The organism is Streptomyces sp. NPDC006798 (assembly GCF_040635975.1).
GTDB lineage: Bacteria > Actinomycetota > Actinomycetes > Streptomycetales > Streptomycetaceae > Streptomyces.
In genome coordinates, this window is sequence record NZ_JBEYIS010000006.1 from 22,182 (window position 1) to 28,420 (window position 6,239).

Consider the following 6,239-nt stretch of genomic DNA (forward strand, 5'->3'; position numbering starts at 1 on the left):
GTAATTCCAATGGCTGGACCCCAGCGCCGCGGAAGCGGTGCCGGTGGCGGCGAGCGGCGGGACCGGAAGGGTCGCGACGGTGGCGCTTCCGCCGCCGAGAAGACCGCGTACGTCGAGCGTGTCGTCGCGATCAACCGCGTCGCCAAGGTTGTGAAGGGTGGTCGTCGCTTCAGCTTCACCGCGCTGGTCGTGGTGGGCGATGGTGACGGCACCGTCGGCGTCGGTTACGGCAAGGCCAAGGAGGTGCCGGCCGCCATCGCCAAGGGTGTTGAGGAGGCCAAGAAGCACTTCTTCAAGGTCCCCCGTATCCAGGGCACCATCCCGCACCCGATCCAGGGCGAGAAGGCCGCGGGCGTCGTCCTGCTGAAGCCTGCTTCCCCCGGTACCGGTGTTATCGCCGGTGGCCCGGTGCGCGCCGTTCTGGAGTGCGCCGGCGTTCACGACATCCTGTCGAAGTCGCTCGGCTCCGACAACGCGATCAACATCGTGCACGCGACTGTGGAGGCCCTCAAGGGCCTGCAGCGTCCCGAGGAGATCGCGGCCCGCCGCGGTCTGCCGCTCGAGGACGTGGCCCCCGCGGCCCTGCTGCGTGCGCGTGCGGGAGCGGGTGCGTAATGGCCCGCCTCAAGATCACGCAGACGAAGTCGTACATCGGCAGCAAGCAGAACCACCGCGACACCCTGCGTTCGCTCGGGCTGAAGAAGCTCAACGACGTGGTTGTCAAGGAGGATCGTCCCGAGTTCCGCGGCATGGTGCACACCGTCCGCCACCTCGTGACGGTCGAGGAGGTCGACTGACATGGCGGAGCAGAACCCGCTGAAGGTCCACAACCTCCGTCCCGCCCCCGGCGCCAAGACCGCCAAGACCCGTGTTGGTCGTGGTGAGGCGTCGAAGGGTAAGACGGCCGGTCGTGGTACCAAGGGCACCAAGGCCCGTTACCAGGTTCCGGAGCGCTTCGAGGGCGGGCAGATGCCCCTCCACATGCGTCTTCCGAAGCTGAAGGGCTTCAAGAACCCGTTCCGCACCGAGTACCAGGTCGTGAACCTCGACAAGCTGACCGCGCTCTACCCCGAGGGTGGAGAGGTCACGGTGGCCGATCTGGTCGCCAAGGGTGCCGTTCGCAAGAACCACCTCGTCAAGGTTCTCGGCCAGGGCGAGATCTCCGTGGCGCTCACGGTGACGGTCGACGCCGTCTCCGGGTCCGCCAAGGAGAAGATCACCGCCGCGGGCGGTTCCGTCACCGAACTGGTCTGAGACCTGTTCAGTGGCTGAAGGCTGAAATCATCGACCGGGGATGCCTCCCAAAAGGGGCATCCCCGGTTGGTCGTTCCAAGGGTGGCGCCCTCGCCGGTAAGGTAGCGGCGTCACACCGCTGTGAACCTTTTCCGAACGGCCGGCTCCTCACCGGGAACCCGGCCGGGCGTTTTGCTGTTAGTTAGCTGACAAGTATCCGTCGATCCTCAAGACCGTCACCTCTGACGCAGTAGCGCGGGGGTCGCAGGAGGCACCGTGCTCACCGCGTTCGCCCGAGCGTTCAAGACGCCCGACCTGCGCAAGAAGCTGCTCTTCACGCTCGGCATCATCGTGCTGTTCCGGCTCGGATCGCACGTCCCCGTCCCGGGCGTCGACTACCGGAACGTCCAGACCTGTGTGGATCAGGCGGCCGAGAGCAACAACAGCCTGTTCGGCCTGGTGAACATGCTCAGCGGTGGTGCGCTGCTGCAGATCACCATCTTCGCGCTCGGCATCATGCCGTACATCACCGCGAGCATCATTCTCCAGTTGCTCACCGTGGTGATCCCCCGGCTGGAGGCCCTCAAGAAGGAGGGTCAGTCCGGTACCGCGAAGATCACCCAGTACACCCGTTATCTGACGGTCGCGCTCGCCGTGCTCCAGGGCACCGGCCTGGTGGCCACCGCCCGTAACGGCATGCTGTTCCAGGGCTGTTCCGTCGGTACCGAGATCGTTCCCGACAAATCGATCTACACAACGATCGTCATGGTCGTGACCATGACCGCGGGCACCGCCGCCGTGATGTGGCTCGGTGAGCTGATCACCGACAAGGGCATCGGCAACGGCATGTCCATCCTGATGTTCATCTCGATCGCCGCCGGCTTCCTCGGCTCCCTCTGGGCCATCAAGGAGAGCGGCAAGCTCGCCGACGGCTGGATCGAGTTCGGCACCGTCATCCTCATCGGATTCGTGATGGTGGCCCTCGTCGTCTTCGTCGAGCAGGCCCAGCGCCGCATCCCGGTCCAGTACGCCAAGCGGATGATCGGCCGCCGTTCGTACGGCGGAACCTCGACGTACATCCCGCTCAAGGTGAACCAGGCCGGTGTCATCCCGGTCATCTTCGCCTCGTCGCTGCTCTACATCCCGGCGCTGATCGCACAGTTCTCCAGCGGTACCTCGTCCTGGAAGACGTGGATCGAGAACCACCTGGTCAAGGGCGACCATCCGTACTACATCATCACGTACTTCCTGCTGATCGTCTTCTTCGCGTTCTTCTACGTCGCCATCTCGTTCAACCCCGAGGACGTAGCGGACAACATGAAGAAGTATGGTGGCTTCATCCCGGGCATCCGGGCTGGTCGACCGACTGCCGAGTATCTGAGCTACGTGCTCAACCGGATCACTTGGCCGGGCTCGCTGTACTTGGGTCTGATTGCTCTCGTCCCGACGATGGCGTTGGCGGGCTTCGGAGGCGCGAACCAGAACTTCCCGTTCGGCGGGACGAGCATCCTCATCATCGTGGGTGTGGGTCTGGAGACCGTGAAGCAGATTGAGAGCCAGCTCCAGCAGCGCAATTACGAAGGGTTCCTCCGCTGATGCGAATCGTCCTCGTCGGACCTCCCGGGGCCGGCAAGGGAACGCAGGCTGCGTACCTTGCCGAGAACCTGTCGATCCCGCACATCTCCACGGGCGACCTCTTCCGCGCCAACATCAGCCAGGGCACCGAACTCGGGCGCCGGGCGAAGTCCTATATGGACGCGGGGGAGCTGGTGCCCGACGAGGTCACCATCGGTATGGCCAAGGAGCGGATGAGCCGTCCGGACGCCGGGAACGGCTTCCTGCTCGACGGCTTCCCCCGCAATGTGTCCCAGGCCGAGGCCCTCGACGCGATGCTGAAGTCCGAGGGCATGACCCTGGACGCGGTTCTGGATCTGGAGGTCCCCGAGGACGAGGTGGTCAAGCGGATCGCCGGCCGCCGGATCTGCCGGAACGACTCCAGCCACGTCTTCCACGCCACGTACCACCCGCCGAAGGCGGAGGGTGTCTGCGACACCTGCGGTGGCGACCTCTACCAGCGCGACGACGACTCCGAGGAGACCGTCCGCAAGCGCCTGGAGGTCTACCACACCCAGACCGAGCCGATCATCGACTACTACCGGGGTCAGGGCCTGGTCGTGACGATCTCGGCGCTCGGTCCGGTCACCGAGGTGACCGGGCGGGCGATGGAAGCGCTGGGCAAGAAGGACTGACCCGCCCCGGGCCGTGAGAGACGGCCCCGAGGCGGTACGGCGTACGACGCCGAACGACGGCCGCGGTGTCCGGTGGACGCCGCGGCCGTACTGTTGAGCGAGAGCCCCTCGCGTCCGGCGCGGCCCGGATCCGGTCCGGAGACGGCCCGGAGGCGGGCGCGGTACGGACGCGATACGTACGAGATCGGTGAGAGGCAAGGACACGGGCATGGTGCAGATCAAGACCCCGGAGCAGATCGCGAAGATGCGCGAGGCGGGGCTGGTCGTCGCCGCCGTCCACGCGGCCACCCGGGAGGCGGCCGTCCCCGGCGCCACCACCCGGGACCTGGACGAGGTCGCCCGCAAGGTGATCGCCGATCACGGCGCGAAGTCGAACTTCCTGGGGTACGGCGGATTCCCCGCCACCATCTGCACCTCGGTGAACGAGGTCGTCGTGCACGGCATCCCGGACGCCAAGACCGTCCTGAAGGACGGCGACATCATCTCCATCGACGCGGGCGCCGTCATCGACGGCTGGCACGGGGACGCCGCGTACACCGCCTTCGTGGGCACCGGACACGCTCCGGAGCTGGTCGAGCTCTCCCGGGTGACCGAGGAGTCGATGTGGGCCGGGATCGCCGCCATGAAGGCCGGGAACCGGCTGGTGGACATCTCCCGGGCGATCGAGGGCTACATCCGCCGCCAGCCCAAGCCGGGCGGCGGCCGGTACGGCATCGTCGAGGACTACGGCGGCCACGGCATCGGTACCGCGATGCACATGGAGCCGCATCTGCTGAACTACGTCTCCCGCAAGCGCGGCAAGGGCCCCAAGCTGGTGCCCGGCTTCTGTCTGGCGATCGAGCCGATGGTCTCGCTCGGCACCCCGAAGACCGAGGTACTGGCCGACGAGTGGACCGTGGTCAGCACGGACGGCACCTGGTCCTCGCACTGGGAGCACTCCGTCGCGCTCACCGAGGCGGGCCCCCTCGTGCTGACCTCCCCGGACTGCGGCCGGGCCAAGCTCGCCGAGCTGGGCATCACCGCCGCCCCCGACCCCCTGGCCTCCTGACGCGGACACCCGCCGGGCTCGTGACGGGTCCGGACGCCTCCGTACGGTGCCCCGTCGGTCACCCCCCGTCCGGGGGAGTACGGTCCGGCGGGGCATAAGGATCATGCGGACTGGGCAAACTCGGTGGATTCGTCTTTTCGGATGGCCTGACGTAGACTGATGCGTCGGCTCTCGTGTATCCGTCTGTCCGCGTGCGCGCGGTCCCGCCGGGGACGAGAGTCGATCAAGGTAGCCGATTCGAAGGGCGAAGCGTGGCCAAGAAGCAAGGTGCCATCGAGATCGAGGGCACCGTGATCGAGTCCCTCCCGAACGCTATGTTCAAGGTGGAGCTTCAGAACGGTCACAAGGTCCTCGCGCACATCTCCGGCAAGATGCGGATGCACTACATCCGAATCCTTCCGGACGACCGGGTCGTGGTGGAGCTGTCTCCGTACGACCTGACGCGTGGCCGGATCGTCTACCGCTACAAGTAGATCTTGTCCCGTTCCGCGGCGACGCGGGACGGTGCACTGACCCGGAGAACCTCACACCCATGAAGGTCAAGCCGAGCGTCAAGAAGATCTGCGACAAGTGCAAGGTGATCCGCCGTCACGGCCGGGTCATGGTGATCTGCGACAACCTGCGCCACAAGCAGCGCCAGGGCTGACGCAAGCCGACCCCGCACATCGCAGTACTTCGCGCGACGCGAGCAACGTATTCGTACATACGCAGGACCCGCCCAGCCCGTCTGGGCCGGCGACACCTCCGGCGGGGGCCGGAGACCCGGTCGTACCACCGTCCATCAGGACGGTCGGCGGCCGGGAGTGGTCCTGCGGAAGACCCCCGAGCACACAGGAGCCATTGAATGGCACGCGTTTCCGGTGTCGACATCCCGCGCGACAAGCGCGTGGAAATCGCACTCACCTACGTCTTCGGCATTGGCCGCACCCTGGCGCAGGAGACCCTCGCCGCCACCGGTGTGAACCCGAACACCCGCGTTCGTGACCTGGCCGAAGAAGACCTGGTCAAGATCCGCGAGTACGTGGACAACAACCTCAAGACCGAGGGTGACCTCCGTCGCGAGATTCAGGCCGACATCCGCCGCAAGGTCGAGATCGGCTGCTACCAGGGTCTGCGTCACCGCCGCGGTCTGCCGGTCCACGGCCAGCGGACCAGCACGAACGCTCGTACCCGCAAGGGCCCGCGTCGCGCCATCGCCGGTAAGAAGAAGCCGGGCAAGAAGTAGTCCGCAGCGGACACTCATCCGCGGTCTTCGCTGTAGGACCGACCACCTCCCGTAGGAGATTTAGATGCCCCCCAAGGGACGTCAGGGCGCTGCCAAGAAGGTGCGCCGCAAGGAAAAGAAGAACGTCGCTCACGGCCACGCGCACATCAAGAGCACGTTCAACAACACGATCGTCTCGATCACGGACCCGTCCGGCAACGTGATCTCCTGGGCCTCCGCCGGCCACGTCGGCTTCAAGGGCTCGCGCAAGTCCACCCCGTTCGCCGCGCAGATGGCCGCCGAGTCGGCCGCGCGCCGCGCGCAGGAGCACGGCATGCGCAAGGTCGACGTCTTCGTCAAGGGTCCCGGCTCCGGCCGTGAGACCGCGATCCGCTCCCTCCAGGCCACGGGCCTCGAGGTCGGTTCGATCCAGGACGTCACCCCGACGCCGCACAACGGCTGCCGTCCGCCGAAGCGTCGCCGCGTCTGACGCGGGCCTCGGCTC

General features: G+C 66.5%; 10 protein-coding genes. All 10 read left to right on the forward strand.

The annotated features are described in order from the left end of the window. Nucleotides 1–9: 9 nt before the first annotated feature. The 10 genes from rpsE to rpsK all read left to right on the forward strand — a co-directional run bounded on the left by rpsE (nt 10) and on the right by rpsK (nt 6,224). The gene (rpsE, locus tag ABZ714_RS05525) at nt 10–615 is read left to right on the forward strand and encodes a 30S ribosomal protein S5 (RefSeq protein ID WP_358823840.1); all 606 of its coding nucleotides are present in this window, start codon (nt 10–12) and stop codon (nt 613–615) included. Then, complete coding sequence (rpmD, locus tag ABZ714_RS05530) at nt 615–797, forward strand: 50S ribosomal protein L30 (RefSeq protein ID WP_006347219.1); 183 nt, start codon at nt 615–617, stop codon at nt 795–797. Before rpsE ends, rpmD begins: the two co-directional genes overlap by 1 nt. Nucleotide 798: 1 nt before the next feature. Continuing rightward, on the forward strand, nt 799–1,254 hold the full coding sequence (gene rplO, locus ABZ714_RS05535) for a 50S ribosomal protein L15 (RefSeq protein ID WP_358823841.1): 456 nt from the start codon (nt 799–801) through the stop codon (nt 1,252–1,254). Nucleotides 1,255–1,509: 255 nt separating this feature from the next. Continuing rightward, nucleotides 1,510–2,829: a preprotein translocase subunit SecY gene (secY, locus tag ABZ714_RS05540; protein ID WP_358823842.1), complete on the forward strand. Its 1,320-nt coding sequence runs from the start codon at nt 1,510–1,512 to the stop codon at nt 2,827–2,829. Next, a complete protein-coding gene (locus tag ABZ714_RS05545; RefSeq protein ID WP_358823843.1) occupies nt 2,829–3,482 on the forward strand; it encodes an adenylate kinase in 654 nt (217 codons plus the stop codon). The genes secY and ABZ714_RS05545 overlap by 1 nt, the downstream gene beginning before the upstream one ends. Before the next feature lie 208 nt (nt 3,483–3,690). After that, nucleotides 3,691–4,530, forward strand: a complete 840-nt coding sequence (gene map, locus ABZ714_RS05550) for a type I methionyl aminopeptidase (RefSeq protein ID WP_358823844.1) — start codon at nt 3,691–3,693, stop codon at nt 4,528–4,530. Between the two features lie 251 nt (nt 4,531–4,781). Next, nucleotides 4,782–5,003 (forward strand): translation initiation factor IF-1, encoded by a 222-nt coding sequence (infA, locus tag ABZ714_RS05555; RefSeq protein WP_003956442.1) that lies wholly within the window; start codon nt 4,782–4,784, stop codon nt 5,001–5,003. A gap of 59 nt (nt 5,004–5,062) precedes the next feature. After that, a complete protein-coding gene (gene rpmJ / locus ABZ714_RS05560) occupies nt 5,063–5,176 on the forward strand; it encodes a 50S ribosomal protein L36 (protein WP_003956441.1) in 114 nt (37 codons plus the stop codon). Nucleotides 5,177–5,374: 198 nt separating this feature from the next. Beyond that, nucleotides 5,375–5,755, forward strand: a complete 381-nt coding sequence (gene rpsM, locus ABZ714_RS05565; RefSeq protein WP_358823845.1) for a 30S ribosomal protein S13 — start codon at nt 5,375–5,377, stop codon at nt 5,753–5,755. A 64-nt stretch (nt 5,756–5,819) separates the two neighbouring features. After that, entirely contained in the window at nt 5,820–6,224 is a 405-nt protein-coding gene (gene rpsK / locus ABZ714_RS05570) for a 30S ribosomal protein S11 (RefSeq protein ID WP_003956432.1), read from the forward strand. The last annotated feature ends 15 nt before the right edge of the window (nt 6,225–6,239 follow it).

Coding starts and splice junctions, on each gene's coding strand:
- ABZ714_RS05545 (WP_358823843.1), top strand. CDS start 2,829: ATGCGAATCGTCCTCGTCGGACCTCCCGGGGCCGGCAAGGGAACGCAG.
- rpsE (WP_358823840.1), top strand. CDS start 10: ATGGCTGGACCCCAGCGCCGCGGAAGCGGTGCCGGTGGCGGCGAGCGG.
- map (WP_358823844.1), top strand. CDS start 3,691: ATGGTGCAGATCAAGACCCCGGAGCAGATCGCGAAGATGCGCGAGGCG.
- rpsK (WP_003956432.1), top strand. CDS start 5,820: ATGCCCCCCAAGGGACGTCAGGGCGCTGCCAAGAAGGTGCGCCGCAAG.
- rpsM (WP_358823845.1), top strand. CDS start 5,375: ATGGCACGCGTTTCCGGTGTCGACATCCCGCGCGACAAGCGCGTGGAA.
- rplO (WP_358823841.1), top strand. CDS start 799: ATGGCGGAGCAGAACCCGCTGAAGGTCCACAACCTCCGTCCCGCCCCC.
- rpmD (WP_006347219.1), top strand. CDS start 615: ATGGCCCGCCTCAAGATCACGCAGACGAAGTCGTACATCGGCAGCAAG.
- rpmJ (WP_003956441.1), top strand. CDS start 5,063: ATGAAGGTCAAGCCGAGCGTCAAGAAGATCTGCGACAAGTGCAAGGTG.